The organism is Streptosporangium subroseum (assembly GCF_900188345.1).
Taxonomy (GTDB): Bacteria; Actinomycetota; Actinomycetes; order Streptosporangiales; family Streptosporangiaceae; genus Streptosporangium; species Streptosporangium subroseum.
This window is the reverse complement of sequence record NZ_FZOD01000004.1, coordinates 129,925-146,519: the sequence shown is the minus strand read 5'-3', so window position 1 is coordinate 146,519 and position 16,595 is coordinate 129,925. Positions and strand designations below refer to the sequence as shown.

General features: G+C 70.9%; 15 protein-coding genes. 10 read left to right on the top strand and 5 right to left on the bottom strand.

Annotated features, from left to right (window positions below; translation table 11 throughout):
- Window positions 1-162: 162 nt before the first annotated feature.
- Window positions 163-1,428 carry an APC family permease gene (locus CHC08_RS05870; RefSeq protein WP_245878153.1) on the top strand — a complete coding sequence of 422 codons (1,266 nt, stop codon included), beginning with the start codon at window positions 163-165 and terminating at the stop codon, window positions 1,426-1,428.
- Between the two features lie 31 nt (window positions 1,429-1,459).
- Here the strand turns inward: CHC08_RS05870 and CHC08_RS05865 are convergent, their stop codons facing one another.
- Window positions 1,460-2,587: a hypothetical protein gene (locus CHC08_RS05865; RefSeq protein WP_089206119.1), complete on the bottom strand. Its 1,128-nt coding sequence runs from the start codon at window positions 2,585-2,587 to the stop codon at window positions 1,460-1,462.
- Window positions 2,588-3,106: 519 nt separating this feature from the next.
- On the opposite strand from CHC08_RS05865, the gene CHC08_RS05860 reads away from it, so the two are divergent.
- A complete protein-coding gene (locus CHC08_RS05860) occupies window positions 3,107-4,039 on the top strand; it encodes an SRPBCC family protein (RefSeq protein WP_089206118.1) in 933 nt (310 codons plus the stop codon).
- A gap of 10 nt (window positions 4,040-4,049) precedes the next feature.
- Window positions 4,050-5,219 (top strand): zinc-dependent alcohol dehydrogenase, encoded by a 1,170-nt coding sequence (locus CHC08_RS05855; protein ID WP_089206117.1) that lies wholly within the window; start codon window positions 4,050-4,052, stop codon window positions 5,217-5,219.
- Window positions 5,220-5,281: 62 nt separating this feature from the next.
- Here the strand turns inward: CHC08_RS05855 and CHC08_RS05850 are convergent, their stop codons facing one another.
- The gene (locus CHC08_RS05850) at window positions 5,282-5,935 is read right to left on the bottom strand and encodes a VC0807 family protein (protein WP_089206116.1); all 654 of its coding nucleotides are present in this window, start codon (window positions 5,933-5,935) and stop codon (window positions 5,282-5,284) included.
- A gap of 205 nt (window positions 5,936-6,140) precedes the next feature.
- On the opposite strand from CHC08_RS05850, the gene CHC08_RS05845 reads away from it, so the two are divergent.
- Window positions 6,141-6,722, top strand: a complete 582-nt coding sequence (locus tag CHC08_RS05845) for a TetR-like C-terminal domain-containing protein (protein ID WP_089206115.1) — start codon at window positions 6,141-6,143, stop codon at window positions 6,720-6,722.
- Between the two features lie 164 nt (window positions 6,723-6,886).
- On the opposite strand, the gene CHC08_RS05840 is transcribed toward CHC08_RS05845, so the two are convergent.
- From CHC08_RS05840 to CHC08_RS49330, 3 genes are all read right to left on the bottom strand, one after another.
- Entirely contained in the window at window positions 6,887-8,053 is a 1,167-nt protein-coding gene (locus CHC08_RS05840) for a winged helix DNA-binding domain-containing protein (RefSeq protein WP_089206114.1), read from the bottom strand.
- Window positions 8,054-8,399: 346 nt separating this feature from the next.
- Window positions 8,400-9,794, bottom strand: a complete 1,395-nt coding sequence (locus CHC08_RS05835; RefSeq protein WP_089206113.1) for a glutamine synthetase family protein — start codon at window positions 9,792-9,794, stop codon at window positions 8,400-8,402.
- Between the two features lie 143 nt (window positions 9,795-9,937).
- Window positions 9,938-10,099 carry a hypothetical protein gene (locus CHC08_RS49330; protein ID WP_179281901.1) on the bottom strand — a complete coding sequence of 54 codons (162 nt, stop codon included), beginning with the start codon at window positions 10,097-10,099 and terminating at the stop codon, window positions 9,938-9,940.
- A gap of 489 nt (window positions 10,100-10,588) precedes the next feature.
- On the opposite strand from CHC08_RS49330, the gene CHC08_RS05825 reads away from it, so the two are divergent.
- From CHC08_RS05825 to CHC08_RS05800, 6 genes are all read left to right on the top strand, one after another.
- Window positions 10,589-11,293: an alpha/beta fold hydrolase gene (locus CHC08_RS05825; protein WP_089206111.1), complete on the top strand. Its 705-nt coding sequence runs from the start codon at window positions 10,589-10,591 to the stop codon at window positions 11,291-11,293.
- A 68-nt stretch (window positions 11,294-11,361) separates the two neighbouring features.
- Complete coding sequence (locus CHC08_RS05820) at window positions 11,362-12,600, top strand: NAD(P)/FAD-dependent oxidoreductase (protein WP_089206110.1); 1,239 nt, start codon at window positions 11,362-11,364, stop codon at window positions 12,598-12,600.
- Window positions 12,597-13,268, top strand: coding sequence for a DUF1365 domain-containing protein (locus tag CHC08_RS05815; protein ID WP_245878152.1), 672 nt, complete (start codon window positions 12,597-12,599; stop codon window positions 13,266-13,268). The genes CHC08_RS05820 and CHC08_RS05815 overlap by 4 nt, the downstream gene beginning before the upstream one ends.
- Entirely contained in the window at window positions 13,265-14,482 is a 1,218-nt protein-coding gene (locus CHC08_RS05810) for a class I SAM-dependent methyltransferase (RefSeq protein WP_089206108.1), read from the top strand. The genes CHC08_RS05815 and CHC08_RS05810 overlap by 4 nt, the downstream gene beginning before the upstream one ends.
- Complete coding sequence (locus tag CHC08_RS05805) at window positions 14,479-15,708, top strand: SAM-dependent methyltransferase (RefSeq protein ID WP_089206107.1); 1,230 nt, start codon at window positions 14,479-14,481, stop codon at window positions 15,706-15,708. The genes CHC08_RS05810 and CHC08_RS05805 overlap by 4 nt, the downstream gene beginning before the upstream one ends.
- Entirely contained in the window at window positions 15,708-16,532 is an 825-nt protein-coding gene (locus CHC08_RS05800; RefSeq protein ID WP_089206106.1) for a DUF1295 domain-containing protein, read from the top strand. Before CHC08_RS05805 ends, CHC08_RS05800 begins: the two co-directional genes overlap by 1 nt.
- Window positions 16,533-16,595 lie beyond the last annotated feature (63 nt).

Genomic DNA, 16,595 nt, shown 5'->3' with positions numbered 1-16,595 from the left:
TCCAGTTCACCGGCGAACTCCACGCCCAGTTCGTCCAGCTCCGGCTTCGCGATGGCGATCGTACGGACCGCTCAGTCGCCGGGCCCAGGCGGTGCCTGCGCACCGGGGCCCGTTATGGTGACGCGGTATCGAGTTCCGGTCTGTTCGAGGTGCGGGGGCGCTGTGACGGGGACGTCTGCCGGAACCGGGCAGCCGGGGTTGGAGCGCCGCCTGGGGCCGGCGGACGCGGTGGTGATCGGCCTGGGGTCGATGATCGGCGCCGGGGTCTTCTCGGCGCTCGCCCCGGCCGCGGCGGCGGCCGGATCAGGGCTGCTGCTGGGACTGGGTCTCGCGGCGGTGGTGGCCTACTGCAACGCCACCTCCTCGGCCCGGCTGGCGGCGCGCTATCCCGCCTCCGGCGGCACCTACGTCTACGGCCGGGAACGTCTGGGTCCCTTCTGGGGCTACCTGGCCGGCTGGAGTTTTGTGGTGGGCAAGATCGCGTCCTGCGCGGCGATGGCCCTGACCGTGGGCGCCTACGTGTGGCCGGGACACCAGCGGGAGGTGGCCGCGGCCGCAGTGGTGGCACTGACCGCGTTGAACTACACCGGAGTGCGGAAAGCCGCGTGGCTGACCCGCACGATCGTCGCGGTGGTGCTCCTCGTACTGGCCGCCGTGGTGGTGGCGAGCCTGCTCAGCGGGCAGGCGCGGGCGGCGCGACTGGACATCGCCTCCGACGCGGGCGTGGGCGGGGTGCTGCAGGCCGCGGGCCTGCTGTTCTTCGCCTTCGCCGGCTACGCCCGCATCGCCACCCTGGGTGAGGAGGTGCGTGACCCCGCCCGGACCATTCCCCGCGCGATCCCCATCGCCCTCGGCATCACCCTGGTCGTCTACGCGGCGGTGGCCGTCACCGCCCTGGCCGTCCTGGGGCCGCAACGACTGGGCGAGACGGTTGCCCCACTGGCCGAGGTGGTCGGGGTCGCGGGCGTGCCGGCTCTGGTCCCCGTCGTCCGCGCCGGGGCCGCCATCGCCGCCCTCGGGTCGTTGCTGGCACTGATCCTCGGCGTCTCCCGCACCACCCTGGCCATGGCCAGAGATCGTCACCTGCCGCCCGCCTTGGCCGCCGTGCACCCGCGTTTCAAGGTGCCGCACCGGGCCGAGCTCGCTGTCGGCGCCGTCGTCGCCGTGCTCGTACTGGTCAGCGATCTGCGCGGGGCCATCGGCTTCTCCTCCTTCGGCGTGCTGGTCTACTACGCCATCGCCAACGCCTCCGCCTGGACTCTTTCTCCCGGCGAAGGCCGACCGCCCCGGGCGATTCCCGTCCTGGGTCTTGTCGGCTGTGTGGCGCTGGCGTTCAGCCTCCCGCCGTCCGCGGTGCTCTCGGGCGCCGCCGTTCTGGGGGTCGGCGCCGTCGTGTACGGGGCCCGCCATCTGCTGAGCCGTCGATGACCCCGTCACCCGACAACCATCGCGCTGTGTATCAGGAGTCCGCTCGGCCGGCTCCAGGATCGGCTTCGCTGCTTTTCTGCTGCTCCCGGCGGCTGCGCTGGCGCCGGCCGTAGGCGGCGTTGTGGACGGTGCCGTCGTCCTCGAGCCCGGAGCCGAAGGCTCCGCCGATCATCGCGAGGGAGGTGACGAACCAGCTCAGGGCCAGATAGTCGGTGACGGTGGGGCGGTGTGCCAGGGCCTGGTCAAGTACGGAGGGGCTCAGCAGAAGGGCGGCGACGGCGTTGAGGACGACGAAGAGCACCGCGTACAGGAAGAGCACGCCCAGCCCGATGGTGAGGCTGGTGACAAGGTTGTAGAGGCGGGAGAGGGCGCGGGGAAGGTCGCCGTCGGGGCGCTCCCACAACTTATGGTCGACGATGATCCAGGCGGTGAGGGCGAGAACCGACAGGACGGTGACCAGAAACTGGCGCCAGGTATCCAGGGAGGCGGCGATCTGCCAGGCGGTGTTGTTGATCATGCCGTAGGCGGCAGTGGCGAAGACGCCGGCTAGGGCGCGGGAGAGAGCGGTGAACAGCCGCCAGGGGCGATTGGCTCGCACCATGCCTGCGATGAGATGGAGCATGCCACGCGGACTGGGCACGATGTAACGCTCAGGGACGGGCCCGTCGGCCGTGGGATCCAGCGGAGCGCCGGGGGTACGGCGGCCGATCACCTGGGACCGGCGACGGGCCGGGCCGCCGGTGTGGGTGCCGCCGGAACTGAGCGACCCGACCACGCTCAGCACGGCCTGGGCGGCCCGCCGGTGCAGGCGCAGAGAGCCGAGAGCGGGCAGGGAGATCAGGGCGACGTGGTCGGCCGGACTGACCTCGGCGCTGACCGGGCTCAGTCCGGCACGGCGAGGAAGATCGGTGAGAAAGACACCGATGTCCCAGTCAAGGCCATGCAGGTGGGGGCGGACACTACCGACCATGCCGGAGACGTCGACCTGTTCGTCCGTGATCAGGGGGGCGGTGACCATCAGCACCTGCCAGTCGGTTTTGGGGGTCTGCTGCTGTAACAGGTCAGGAAGGTCGTAGGCGAGGTTGCGGGCGATTTCGGTGGGTAGACCGGGGTCGGCGACAAGGACGACCCGCAGGGTGGTGGGATTCGTCGCGTTCACAGGCGTCTCTTCACTTCCCGGCGAGTGCGTCGGCCAAGAGCGGCGTTCGTCTCAGCGCCCCCACCGGCCGGACCAGGCGCCGGCAGCGGTTGCGGTCGGCGCCATCGTGACCGGGCGGCCTAGTTCGATGTCCCGGCGTTTGATACCCCGGCCCTCAGGCTCGATCACTACGAAGGATAAAAAACAGGCATAAGACCTCTTGTGGATGAACGGCTCGTCGATCATGAACCGGTCATGCGGCTCTGATCGACGTTCGAGGCGCCATCGCCCGCAGCGGGCGGCACGACGAAAAGACGAGCCGCGGTGAGGTGGTTCTGGAGTATCCCAAACAATTCGGACAATTGGTGTTATTGGGGACGCTCAGGGTACTGCCTGTGATTATGTGATTACTTATCAGGTTCGCCGTCGGCTGGGGTGACGATCATTGGGGTGGACGGCGTCCGCGTCATAGGCAGCGAAGCGGTGGGAAGAGGGGCCGGTGGACTGGGACCGAGAAGCAATCAGCCATGTGGGGGCGACATGAGCGAAGAATACGACCGCACAACCGATCGTCTTGCCTGCGCCCTGGGCTGGGCCAGTCTGGGCCTGGGCGCGGTACAGCTCGCCGCGCCGGACGCCGTCAGCAGGATCAGCGGCGTCGACGACTCGGCTGGGGCCCGCAGCGCGGTATCGCTGGTGGGCGCACGAGAGCTGTTTCACGCGGGGGTGCTGCTGGGCAGCCGCGAACCCGCCCCCTGGGTGTGGACCCGCGTCGCGGGCGATGCCCTGGACCTGATGCTGCTGGGCCGGTCGCTCGCCGACCGCACCGGCTGGAGGCGCCAGCGTGTCGCGGCCGTCATGGCGGCGGTCGCCGGCATCACGGTCGTCGACCTGTACACCGCGGTACGCGCGAACCGGAGCCGCGGGACTAGAAGGATGGAGCATCCGATGGACCTTCATGCCGCCATAACGATCAATCGCCCCCGCAAGAAGGTGTACCGCCACTGGCGCGACGTCGAGAACCTTCCCCGCTTCATGGCGCACCTGGAGTCGGTGGAGACGACCGGCGACGGGCACTCGCACTGGAAGGTGAAAGGGCCCCTGAAGAGGACCGTCGAGTGGGAGGCGGAGATCGTCGAGGACCACCCGGACGAGCTGATCTCCTGGCGTTCCACGAAGGGCGCCCTCGTCGGCAACAGAGGTTTTGTGCATTTCTCCGACGCTCCCGGCGGGCGCGGCACGGAGGTGCGGGTGAAGCTCATCTACGACCTGCCGGGCGGAAAGGTCGGCGAGGTCGGCATGGCCCTCGCCAGGTTGCTGGGCGAGCATCCCGAGCAGCAGATACGAGACGACCTGCGCCGGTTCAAGCAGGTCATGGAGACCGGCGAGGTGGTTCGCTCCGAGGGCAGCCCGGAGGGCACCCTCACATCGCGCCAGGTCAGGCAGCGTCCCGCCCAGCCCGCGATGCGGTAAGGAGAGTCACATGAAGGCCAACTGCTGGATGGGCCGGAACACCGTCGAGGTCCGCGAGGTTCCCGATCCCAGGATCCTGAACGCCCGCGACGCCATCGTCCGCGTCACCTCGACCGCGATCTGCGGCTCCGACCTGCACCTGTACGACGGCTACATCCCGACCATGAAGAAGGGCGACATCCTCGGCCACGAGTTCATGGGCGAGGTGGTGGAAGTGGGCCAGAAGGTGTCGACCCTGAAGGTCGGCGACCGGGTGGTCGTCCCCTTCCCGATCGCCTGCGGCAACTGCATCGCCTGCGAACACGGCCTGTACTCGGTGTGTGAGAACTCCAATCCCAACGCGGGGCTGGCGGAGAAACTCATGGGCCATGCCCCCGCGGGCATCTTCGGTTACTCCCACATGCTCGGCGGCTACCCGGGGGGCCAGGCGGAGTACGCGCGCGTGCCGTTCGCCGACGTGGGGCCGATCAAGATCGAGAACGGCCTGACGGACGAGCAGGTGCTGTTCCTGTCCGACATCCTGCCCACCGGCTGGATGGGCGCGGAGATGTGCGACATCAAGCCCGGGGACGTCATTGCCGTGTGGGGAGCCGGACCCGTCGGTCAGTTCGCGGTCGCCAGCGCCTTCCTGATGGGGGCAGAGAAGGTCATCTCCATCGACCGTTTCCCGTACCGGCTGAAGAGGGCCGAGCGGGCGGGCGCGCAGACGCTCAACTACGAGGAGGTCGACGTCCTCGACGCGCTACGGGAGATCACCGCCGGGCGGGGCCCGGACGGGTGCATCGACGCCGTGGGCATGGAGGCCCACCACCCCACCGGGGTCGTGCACGCCTACGACCGGGTCAAGCAGGCGACCCGGATGGAAACCGAGCGGCCGCACGCCCTGCGCGAGGCGATCATGTCCTGCCGCAACGGCGGGACCGTCTCCGTGATCGGTGTCTACGGCGGCCTGCTCGACAAGTTCCCGATGGGCTCGCTGATGAACCGGTCACTGACGCTGAGAAGCGGCCAGTGCCACGTGCAGCGGTATCTGGAGCCCCTGCTGGGGAGGATCCGCAACGGCGACATCGATCCCAGCTCCGTCGTCAGCCATCGCATGCGGCTGGAGGACGCCCCGCGCGGTTACGAGATGTTCAAGAACAAAGAGAACGAATGCAACAAGATCGTCCTCACTCCCTAGCAGGACTCTGCCGGCTCGCGGTGGTCGTGCTCGGTCCGTCGGCGGATCTCGTAGGGCCGCGCTCACGGAGTGCCGACGGCCTCCGGGCCGGAGGGGAGTCGCTGCGCCGCCTGCTCGCCGCGCCTGCCGTACCAGGAGCTCCACAGGGCGAGCAGCCCGATGGTCCCTATCAGGAGGATCGATGACAGGCCGACCATGACGTCGGTCGGCAGCAGGTAGATCAGTGGGATGCGGATGGCCGACTCGGCCAGGAGGGTGATGCCCCACACCAGGGTCATCACCAGGTAGACGCGGCGGAAGGCCGGCTCCGCGGCGTACAGGGCCTCCCAGCGTCGTACGGTGTCCGCGTTCTCGGCGCCGAAAAGCTTGGCCACGGCGAAGGCGGCGGGACGGCCGAGGGCGCAGGTGCCCAGGAAGATCAGGCCGGCGACCGAGGTGGTGACGGACTTGACGGCCATCAGGAACTTCTCGTCCCCAGAAAGGAGGGACAGGACCAGTCCCACACCGAAGACGGTTCCCATGAAGGCGGCGAAGCCGTCGAAGCGGCGCTGCCGGAGGGCGACGTAGGCCACGCGCAGGAATCCGACGCTCGCCGCCGTCAGCATGGCGGCGTACTCGCTCACGCCCAGGGCGCGGCATCCGTAGTACGTGGCGATCATCGGTGCGATGTCCCACAGCACCACCGAGGCGATTCCACCGTTGCCAGACCGGTTCATTCCATGCTCCCGAGGGGTTTCGTCCAGCCGGTCGCCGATGCGGGTCGTTGAGGGATGACGCTCTGATCCGGGGATGAGCGCCGCCGCGTGGCTGTGGCCCGCATTTCGCGAGGACCAACGGCCCTTAACGCAAGTTTTCTTGCGTTGAGGGAAGCGTAGAGCGGCGGAAAATTTAAAGCAAGTATTTTTGCGTTAGGCTGTTCCGGTGGAAGCAGAGCAACCCGCCCGCCGTCCCGGGGGCCGTACGGCACGCGTCCGGGCGGCGGTGCACGAGGCCGTCGTCGACCTGCTTCGCGAGGAGGAGTGGGGCGACCTGAGCATCGCGCTGGTGGCCGAGCGGTCCGGCGTCCACCAGACGACGCTCTACCGGCGTTGGGGCACCCTGGCCGCATTGATCGACGACGTGGTCACCGAGCGGCTGACGCGTTCGTCGCCCGTCCAGGACACCGGGACGCTCCGGGGTGATCTCGAGGCCTACGCGGTCCAGGTGGCGGAAGACGTGGCCAGCCCCCTGAGCGCCGTGTTCCTCCGTGCCGCGATGGTCGGCACGCATGCGGAGGGGGGAGAGCCGCCCCGGCAGATCTACCTCCTGGAGCGGGGCGTGCAACTGCAGGCCATGCTCGACCGCGCCCGGGACCGTGGGGAGAACCCGCCCACCCTGCTGGAGCTGCTGGAGGTCGTGCTGGCGCCGCTCTACTTCCACGTGATCTTCTTCAACAGCCCGGCCGGCGCGGACCACGCGCGAGGGCTGGTGGACAGGTTGCTCGCCCTCACCGCGAGCACGTGAGTCCTGCCGCCGCGACGAGCCCGGCCTGATCCCCGGCGTCCGGGCTCAGGCGGACCGGAAGCGGCTCAGGTGCCCGCGGACATCCACGACGCCCCTGCCCGCCTGTTTCCCGGCGTCCGGGCTCGGACGGTCCGGGGCGTGACGCCCCTGCCCGGGCAGCGGATCTAGGCGTGGCCGCCCACGGTCACGACGCCGATGGTCAGCCGGGGCCTGGCTTCGAGGATCTCTCCGACGCGTTCTCCCTGGTGGTCGAGCTCGTCGCGTTGCGAGGCCGTGAGCCGCACGAGGGGCTCGACGGTGATGTCGATCCGGCGGCCCGAGCGGCGCTGGTGCCACAGTCCGGCGACGACGCCGTCGACCAGGAGGACCTGGAAGTTGCCGGGCAGCACGCGCCCGGCCGCGCGGCCGGGGTAGAGCAACTCGGGTGGCTGGTTGCCGACCCGGTAGGCGTAGCCGTCGAAGTACGGGAGCAGCCGCACGCCCCGGGGCGGGGCGGAGGGAACCTCGGTGTCGCCGGCCGTCACCCACGCGGAGGCGCCCTCGACCTCGACCCGCTGGAGCTCGCCGGCCAGGGACTCGAAAAGGTCGCTCGCCCAGCGGACCGGGGCGCTCAGCCAGTGCGCGAACCGTCGCGGGGTGGCCGGTCCGTACGCGTGCAGATAGCTCCTCACCACGTGGGATAGGGCGGCCGAGGTGTCGGCCGGCTCGGAGCCGGGCAGCCATCGGCTTGGGCTGGTGTAGGTGACCTTGCGGCCCCGGTTGGGGCCGAAACACAGGGCGCCCCGCATTCCGGCCAGGTGCATGACCTGGCGCCAGCGAGGCCACATGCCCTGGAACGCGGGCATGACAAGGTCTCCGGCCCACGGCCCCGTACGGTGGACCACCGCGTCGCCGAGCTCGTCGATCGTGAGTTCGTCGTCCCGCAAGGCGTCCGCGATGGCCGCGAGGACCGCTTCGACCTGGCCGGGGCTCATCCGCACGTCGTCGGAGAAGCCGTTCTGAGAGGGCGGGAGGGCTGACAGCGCCGTGACCCACAGGGGCAGGTCGCGGGTGGGGAACAGGTGAACGGTGCCGCGCGGACCGAACGTCTTGACCAGGCTGTGCTCGGTCCAGAGGGCCTCACGGACGTCGGTGCGCGTCGCGCCGGCGAGGCGGAGCCCGATGGCCAGTTCGGCGGCGGACATGACCTGCGCGTGAGTGCCGGCCATGGCACCGACGATGTCGGCGGGCCGGGCGTTCTCGGACGGGGCGGTCAGCGCATGCCGTTCCAGACGCCGGGCGCGCACCTCGGCCCAGGAGAGACACGGGACTTCCGTCGGGCGGTCGGACATCGAGTACGGCTCCTTGGCACGAGGGGGATGAAGGGAGTGGGGCGGTCGCGTCCCCCCGGAAGATCCGGGCGGTGTGCCGCAGCGACGTGATCGACGGTAGGAGTCATCTAGGACAGATCCTGTCCCATATGGCCGAGCATGATGGATCCCATGCCATGGGGGGCACGGGGGGCACGGGGGACACGGCGGAACCGGTCGTCCGGGCGAATGACGTCGCCCGCCGGGAGGGGTGAGGCCGCCCGGCGGTGTCGATCGGCCCCACGCCGCCCGGCGGGGAGCCGCCCGGAGATGTGACCGCCGGGCTCGCCGTCGCGGCGAGCCCGGACCCCTCGCGAACGGCCCGGCCTCAGAAGGCCTTGAAGTGGTGGAACAGCTCGTAGGCGACGTCCTGGGCCGCGAAGGACTTGACCTCGGAGCGTTTGACGGCCAGGTATGCGGAGCTGCGGAGGGGGCCGAGGGCGTTCATGAGGACGTCGTCGGCCTCCAGGGCGTCCAGGGCCTCGCCCAGGGAGCTGGGAAGGCGGGGGACGCTGCCCTCGGGGAGGGTGGCGGGGTCGACGTTGACCGCCTCGCCGGGGTCGAGCTCGCGGCGGATGCCGTCCAGGCCGGCGTGGATGACGGCCCCGAGCGACAGGTAGGGGTTGGCCGAGGAGTCGGAGGGTTTGATCTCCAGGTTGGTGGAGGCCGCGACGTCCTTCCCGGTGGGGGAGCAGATCCGCACCGCCGCCTCCCGGTTGTCCATGCCGTAGCAGGAGTAGGCGCTCGACCACATCTGCGGCGCCAGGCGCCGGAAGCTGTTCACCGATCCACAGGTCAGCGCGGTGAGCGCCGGAAGATGGGCGATCAGGCCCCCGATGAAGTGATATGCCTTGGCCGACAGGCCGTATCGGCCGGAGGGGTCGCTGAAGGTGTTGACGCTGAGCTCGGGGTCCCACAGGGAGACGTGGATGTGGGCGCCGTTGCCCGCCTGGTCGGCGATGGGCTTGGGGGCGAGGGACGCCCACATGGACATGCGGGTGGCGACGCCCCGGACCGTCTCGCGATAGATCACGTGGTTGTCGGCGGCGCGCAGGGCGGGGGCGTGGCGGATCGAGAGCTCCTGCTGGCCGTGGCCGAGCTCGGGATGGCAGTGCTCGGGCCGCAGGCCCTGGCTCTCCAGGGCGTGGACCAGGGCCATCGTGTAGTCGTGGGCCTGGTTGAAGCCGGTGGTGGAGTAACACAGGCTGTCGTCGACGGGGACCAGCCGGTCCGGGCCGCCCCCGGGGTCGGGGACGCGGTGGCCGAGGGTGAACTCGGGTTCGTAGGCGGCGACGAGGGCGTGGCCCTCGTCGGCCAGGGTGGCGACGGCCTCGCGCAGGAAGGTGCGCGGACAGGCGGCCCAGGGGGACCCGTCGGGCAGGCACAGGTCCGACAGCATGGCCGCCGCGCCGGGAGCGTAGGGCAGGCGGACGAACGTGGCCGGATCAGGGACGATGCGGACCTCGCCGACCGGGCCGAGATGCTCGACGCTCTGAAGCCCGTCGAGCATGTTCATCGCCATCATCGCCACGGTGTGCCCGATGCCGGTGCCGAGCCGTTCGGCGAGCAGGGAGCGTGAGGTGGCCTTGCCCCGGATCACACCTCCGTGGTCCGCGTAGAGAAAACGGATCAGCTCGACGCCCTCGGTGTCGGCGCGTTCGACGACGCGCCCCGCCGCGGGATCGAGGGTGTGGACTCCGGTGATGTCGTAACGATCGGCCATGCTCTCTGCCTAACACGTCCCTGGGGGACAGCGAAAGCACATCGCACGGTTGCTCGGCGTAGGGAGGGTCCTGCGCTCCCCCGTGGCTCGGACGGGAGCGCCGAATAACTCACATCAGGGCGGGGTGAACCACCGCCGGCCGGTCAGGTGAGCACCCGAGTGAAAAACAGAGCCAACTGATCGGCTCCTCTCGCGATCCCATCAACGACTCCGTTGACCGCACTCGCCGCCTCGGCGGGCCTGGTAAACAGATAGAAGACCACGAACGCTACCGCGAGGTAGGTGAGGACCTTCTTGACCTGCATGGGGGCCTCCCGCAGTTCCATTCCCAGCCGTATGTACCCATATTTTACCGATCTTTGACATGTGCGGCCCGAGTGGCTCCCGGATTCTGGTGATCATACCCGTCTCGCAGGCGCGATCCATTGCCTGAGCGAGGATTGGCATAGGTCACACCGTCATGGTGGGGTCGCCGGGGGCTCCTGTCCAACCTTTACTGTCACATGTACCGGTAGAGCTAGGAGGGCCGTGCCGGCGTGACGGCACGGCGGGCGCGGGCGAGGCGACGAGCGGGGCCGTGATCGAGGACGCCGGCGCGGCTTCCATCGCCGCGAGGACGACATCCGGACCCGGGTGAACCGGCCGCCCCCACCGGGCCGGGCCGGGGCGGGACACCCGCCCCGGCCCGCACGGATGAAGATCCTTCCCGAAAAACCGAGGGAACTCGGCATCGCGGGGCATCCGGATCCCCGACGGTTCCGAATAAGGGGTCATACCGACCCAAGGGACCCCCGATGACCCCACCTGCCTCCGCCGTTCTCATCCTCCACGGCGGTCGTGCCACCGGCCGTGAGCCCACGGCGCCGACCCAGCTCGCCGTGCTCAGAATGATCCCCTTCGAGCGTGCCGTACGGCATGCCACCCGCGGGCGCGACGTCGCGGTCTCGCGCCCGCGGTTTCGGGTGCGCGGCTGGAACGGGGCCGAGGCCTCGCCGGTCGCGGACGTGTACGCGATCATCGAGCGGCTCGGCGTCCCGGTGGTGCTGATCGGGCACTCGATGGGGGCGCGCGCGGCGCTCCGGGCGGCCGGGCATCCCCTGGTGACCGCGGTCGCGGCGCTGGCGCCCTGGCTCCCCGCCGGTGAACCCGTCTCCCCGCTCCCGGGCAAGCACGTGCTGCTCGCCCACGGCGACCGCGACGCCGTCACCGATCCCCGCGCGACCTGGGCCTACGCGGAGCGGGCGCGGCACGCGGCCGCGCGCGTGCCTTCGCGGGGCGCGCGGGACGGAGCCGTGCGCGTGCCTTCGCGGGACGGCGCGGGCGCCGTGGCCGTGATCGAGGTGGCCGGAGACGGCCACGCGATGCTCCGCAGGGCCGCTCTCTGGCATCGCCTGGCGGTGGAACTGACTCTTCTGTCGCTCGACCGGCAGACCGCACCGGGGCCGGTGGCGGACGCCTTCTCCAGGGCCGCCGACGGATCGCCCCGGCTCGTGCTGTGAACGCCGTGAGTGCTGTGAACGCCGTGAGTGCTGTGAGTGCTGTGAGTGCTGTGAGAGGACATCGGTCGATGGAGAGGCGCAGGATCGCCGTCATCGGAAGCGGCGTGGCCGGTCTCACCGCGGCGTACGTGCTGGGGCGGCGCGACGACGTCACCCTCTTCGAGGCGGACGACCGTATCGGCGGGCACGCGCACACCCACGACGTGACGTCGGCGGACGGCCGGACTCTGGCCGTGGACAGCGGGTTCATCGTCCACAACGAGCGGACCTACCCCCGGCTCATCCGGCTCTTCGCCGAGCTGGGCGTGCGGACCCAGCCCTCCGACATGAGCATGTCGGTCTCGTGCGGGGGCTGCGGCCTCGAATACGCAGGGGGCAAGGGGGCGCCGGGCCTGTTCGCCCGGGTCTCCAGCGTGGCCCGCGCGCCGTACCTGAGGATGCTCACCGAGGTGCCGCGCTTCCACCGGATGGCCCGCGAGGCGCTGGAGCACGGTGACGACCGCACGCTGGGGGAGTTCGTCGCGGGCTTCTCGCCCTATTTCATCTCCCACTTCACGACCCCGCTGGTGTCGGCGGTCTGGTCGTGCCCTCCCTCCGACGCCGGGCGCTATCCGGCGCGCTACCTGTTCGCGTTCCTGGCCAACCACGGCATGCTCACCGTCTCCGGCTCCCCGCGCTGGCGGACCGTCACCGGGGGCTCACGCGACTATGTCGAGAAGATCGCCAAGACCCTCACCGCCGTGCACACCTCCACCCCGGTCCGGGCGCTGCGCCGTACGGGGGAGGGGGTGGAATTCCAGGCCGACGGCGTCCAGCGGTTCGACGCGGCGGTGGTCGCCACCCACCCCGACCAGGCGCTGCGCCTGCTCGCCGAGCCGACCCCCGGCGAGCGGGAGGTGCTCGGCGCGTTCCGCTACTCCCGCAATCCCGTCACCCTGCACACCGACCCGTCGGTGCTGCCCCGGGCGCGGCGCGCGCGAGCCTCGTGGAACTACCGGATGGAGTCCTGTACGGCGGACGCCGCCGGAGCCCGGGTCACCTACGACATGAACCGCCTGCAGCGGCTGGAGACGTCGCGGCCCCATCTCGTCACCCTGGGCGCCGAGATCCCCGACGGGCACGCGATCGCCCGGATGACCTACGAGCACCCGGTGTACACCCCCGAGTCGGTCGCCGCCCAGGAGCGGCTGCCCGCGCTCGACGACGACGTGATCGCCTACGCGGGGGCCTACCACGGCTGGGGGTTCCACGAGGACGGCTGCGGCTCCGGCGTCCGCGCGGCCGAGGCGCTCGGGGGGCGGTGGTGACCGCCCTGTACGAGTGCGTGATCACCCACGTCCGTTCCGAGCCGATCCGCAACGACTTCAGCTACGGCTCCTACCTGTGGCTGGTGGACCTGGACCGGCTGCCGCGCAACCGCCTGCTGGCCGCGTTCCACGCGCGCGACCACGCGGGTGATCCCGCGCTGAGCATCAGGCAGAACGTCGACGCCTTCCTCGCCGGGCACGGGATCACCGCGGGCCGGATCACGATGCTCGCCAACGCCCGGGTGCTCGGCCACGTGTTCAACCCGCTGACCGTCTACTGGTGCGACACCGGCGACGGAACCGTCGTGGTGGCCGAGGTGCACAACACCTACGGCGGGCGTCACAGCTACCTGCTGCGCCCCGGCGAGCGCGAGGTGGCCAAGGAGTTCCGCGTCTCGCCGTTCAACGCGGTGGAGGGCCACTACCGGCTCAGCCTTCCCGAACCCGGCGAGCGCCTCGCGCTCACCGTCGTCCTGCACAGGCCGGGACGGCCCCCTTTTGTCGCCGGGGTGCGAGGACGCCGCAGGCCGGCGACCGGGCCCTGGCTCTGGCGGATGGCCGCCAGGCACCCGATGGCCCCCCTCGTGGGCAGCGCCAGGATCCGCCGCCAGGGGATCGGCCTGTACCTGCGCGGCCTGAGAACAGTTCCCCCGGAAGGACCCAGATGACCTCGACGACCGAGCGGGTGGCCACGGCCTGGCCCGATGTCGACACCGTGCCCGCCTCACGCCTGCGCGGCGTGCCCGTGCGATTGCTCTTCCCGCGCGCCGTACGGCGGCTGCCCCTGACGGTGGAGTTGCCGGACGGGCGGCTGCTCGGCACCGGCGGCCCCGTGATGCGGGTGCGACGCCCCGAGGCGTTCTACCGCCGGGTCGGGGCCTCCGGGCTCATCGGGTTCGGCGAGGCCTACATGGCCCGCGACTGGGAGGCCGACGACCTGCCCGCCGTGCTCACGGTGATGGCCGAGCGGCTGACCACGCTCATCCCCCCGGGGCTGCAGCGGTTGCGGCGGCTGGCCGTGCGCGGGGTGCCGCGGGACGAGCTGGGCGGCCAGGAGAGCGTCCGGCGCAACGTCTCGCGCCACTACGACCTGTCCAACGAGCTGTTCGCCGAGTTCCTGGACGAGACCATGACCTACTCCAGCGCGCTGTTCGAGGGGCCCGCGTCGTGGGAGACGCTCGCCGGCGCCCAGCGAGCCAAGATCGACCGGCTGCTGGACCAGGTGGGGGCGGGGCCGGGCACCCGGCTGCTGGAGATCGGCACCGGCTGGGGCGAGCTGGCGCTGCGGGCGGCGTCGCGGGGCGCGCGGGTCACCTCCGTCACCCTGTCGCGGGAGCAGCGGGCGCTGGCCGTCGCCAGGGTCGCCGACGCCGGATTGTCGGACCGGGTGGAGATCCTGCTGGCCGACTACCGGGAGGTGGACGGCAGCTACGACGCGATCGTCAGCGTCGAGATGGTCGAGGCGGTCGGCGCCCGTTACTGGCCGGTCTACTTCCGCGTGCTGGAGGAACTGCTCGCCCCCGGCGGCCGCATCGCGATCCAGGCGATCACGATGCCGCACGACCGGATGCGGGCCACCCTGAACACCCACACGTGGGTCCAGAAGTACATCTTCCCCGGCGGCATGCTGCCCTCGGTGACCGCGATAGAGGAGAACCTCGGCGGGCTGCGGATCACGCGACGGCTCTCGCTGCGCGACGACTACGCCGAGACGCTCCGCCTCTGGCGCGAACGCTACCTGGAGCGGGTCCACGCCGTCGGCGCGCTCGGGTTCGACGAGGTCTTCCACCGCATGTGGACGCTGTATCTCGCCTACTCGGAGGCGGGATTTCGCTCACGCTACCTGGACGTCTGGCAGTTCACCCTCGGGAGGCAATCATGACCGTCACCGCACCCGCCGCCACCGGCGCGGCAGGAGTCCTGGCCCCGCTGCTGCGCGACCTGTTCGGCGGTGAGCCGCCGCTGCGGCTGCGCACCTGGGACGGCGGTTCGTACGGCCCGGCGGACGCGCCCACCGTGGTGCTGCGCTCCCCGAGGGCGCTGCGGCGCGTGCTGTGGAGCCCGGGGGAGCTCGGCCTGGCCAGGGCGTACGTGACCGGTGAGCTGGATGTGGAAGGGGACCTGGCCGACGGGCTGCGCCGGGTCCGGGAGGCGGTGGCGGGCGGACCCGGAGCGGCCCGGCCCCGGGTCGACCGGGTGCGGGCCGTACGGGCGCTGCTGAGGCTGCTGGGAATGCACAGCGTGATCGGCCGCCCTCCGGCCCCGCCCGCCACCGAGGCCCGGCTCGGCGGCAGGCCGCACAGCCGGGTCAGGGACCGGGCGGCGATCTCCCACCACTACGACCTGTCCAACGACTTCTACGCGCTGATCCTGGACGGGTCGATGGCCTACTCCTCGGCGTTCTTCGAGCCGGGAGACACCCTCGCGGACGCCCAGCGCCGCAAGCTGGACATGATCTGCCGCAAGCTGCGCCTGGAGCCCGGCATGCGGCTGCTCGACGTGGGGTGCGGGTGGGGCTCGCTGGTGCTGCACGCCGCTCGCGAGTACGGCGTGTCGGCCACCGGGGCCACCCTGTCCGGGGAGCAGAAGGCGTTCGTCGAGTCGCGCTCGGCGGGGCTGGACGTGACGGTCCGGCTGCAGGACTACCGCGACGTCGCCGACGGCCCCTACGACGCGATCGGCTCGGTCGAGATGGGCGAGCACGTCGGCCGGGACAACTACCCGCTCTACGCCTCGGCCCTGCACCGGCTGGTCAGGCCGGGCGGGCGGGTGCTGGTCCAGCAGATGTCACGCGGGGCCGGGCATCCCGGGGGAGGGCCGTTCATCGAGACCTACATCGCCCCCGACATGCACATGCGCCCGGTCGGGGCGACCATCGCGCTGCTGGAGGCCCCCGGCCTGACCTTCGAGCACGCCGAGGCGATGGGAGAGCACTACGTCAGGACCGTGCGCGAGTGGCACCGCACCTTCGAGTCCCGGTACGCCGAGGCCGTCGCGCTGGTCGGCGAGGAGATGACCCGCGTCTGGCGGCTCTATCTGGTCGGTGGTGCGCTCGCCTTCGAGCAGGGCAGGATGGACGTCCACCAGGTCCTGCTGAGGAGGCCGTGATGTCCTGGTGGATGTTCTGGTGGTCCCTGCTCGCCTCCGCGGCCGCCCTCGCCGCGCTGCTCGCGGTCACCCTGGCCGTGGCGCTCAGGGTGGGCCGCCACTCGGTGATCGACGTGGCCTGGGGTCTCGGATTCACGCTCGTCGCCCTGGTGTCCTACCTGCTGTCCGGCTCGTCCGGCGGCGAGGAGGCCAGGCGGCTGCTGGTGCTGGTGCTCACCGCCGCGTGGGGGATGCGGCTGGCGCTGCACATCGGGCGGCGCAACCTCGGCGAGGGCGAGGACCCGCGCTACGAGCGGATGCTCGGCCGCGCCCCCGGCAGCCGCACCCTGTACGCGGTCCGCACGATCTACGTGACCCAGGGCGTCGTCCTGCTCTTCGTCTCGCTCCCGGTCCAGGTGGCGATGTTCGAGAAGGGCCCCCTCGGCTGGATCACCTGGGCCGGTACGGCCCTCTGGCTGGTCGGATTCGTGTTCGAGACGGTCGGCGACCGGCAGCTCGCCCGCTTCCGCGCCGACCCCGGCAGCGGGGGCAAGGTCCTGGACACCGGTCTGTGGCGCTACACCCGCCATCCCAACTACTTCGGCGACGCCTGCGTGTGGTGGGGCCTGTTCCTGGTCGCCGCCGATCAGTGGCCGGGCGTGCTGACGGTGCTCTCGCCGGTGCTCATGACCTATTTCCTGGTGGCCGGGACCGGCAAGCCGCTGCTGGAGAGGCAGCTGTCGAAGTCTCGCCCCGGCTACGCCGACTACGTCCGCCGCACCAGCGGGTTCTTCCCGCTCCCGCCCAGGGGCGCACGCGACGCCCCCGGGCGCTCGCGCGGGTGACTTTCGGAGCGGGGCCCGGCATTCGGGTGAACCCGCGTCGGTCCGGACGGGCCGTGACGGGAC

What these genes read in the sequence shown, in the direction of transcription:
- CHC08_RS05860 (WP_089206118.1), top strand. Translation starts at nt 3,107, where the DNA reads ATGAGCGAAGAATACGACCGCACAACCGATCGTCTTGCCTGCGCCCTG.
- CHC08_RS05800 (WP_089206106.1), top strand. Translation starts at nt 15,708, where the DNA reads ATGTCCTGGTGGATGTTCTGGTGGTCCCTGCTCGCCTCCGCGGCCGCC.
- CHC08_RS05820 (WP_089206110.1), top strand. Translation starts at nt 11,362, where the DNA reads ATGGAGAGGCGCAGGATCGCCGTCATCGGAAGCGGCGTGGCCGGTCTC.
- CHC08_RS05840 (WP_089206114.1), bottom strand. Translation starts at nt 8,053, where the DNA reads ATGTCCGACCGCCCGACGGAAGTCCCGTGTCTCTCCTGGGCCGAGGTG.
- CHC08_RS05810 (WP_089206108.1), top strand. Translation starts at nt 13,265, where the DNA reads ATGACCTCGACGACCGAGCGGGTGGCCACGGCCTGGCCCGATGTCGAC.
- CHC08_RS05855 (WP_089206117.1), top strand. Translation starts at nt 4,050, where the DNA reads ATGAAGGCCAACTGCTGGATGGGCCGGAACACCGTCGAGGTCCGCGAG.
- CHC08_RS05825 (WP_089206111.1), top strand. Translation starts at nt 10,589, where the DNA reads ATGACCCCACCTGCCTCCGCCGTTCTCATCCTCCACGGCGGTCGTGCC.
- CHC08_RS49330 (WP_179281901.1), bottom strand. Translation starts at nt 10,099, where the DNA reads ATGCAGGTCAAGAAGGTCCTCACCTACCTCGCGGTAGCGTTCGTGGTC.
- CHC08_RS05850 (WP_089206116.1), bottom strand. Translation starts at nt 5,935, where the DNA reads ATGAACCGGTCTGGCAACGGTGGAATCGCCTCGGTGGTGCTGTGGGAC.
- CHC08_RS05835 (WP_089206113.1), bottom strand. Translation starts at nt 9,794, where the DNA reads ATGGCCGATCGTTACGACATCACCGGAGTCCACACCCTCGATCCCGCG.
- CHC08_RS05805 (WP_089206107.1), top strand. Translation starts at nt 14,479, where the DNA reads ATGACCGTCACCGCACCCGCCGCCACCGGCGCGGCAGGAGTCCTGGCC.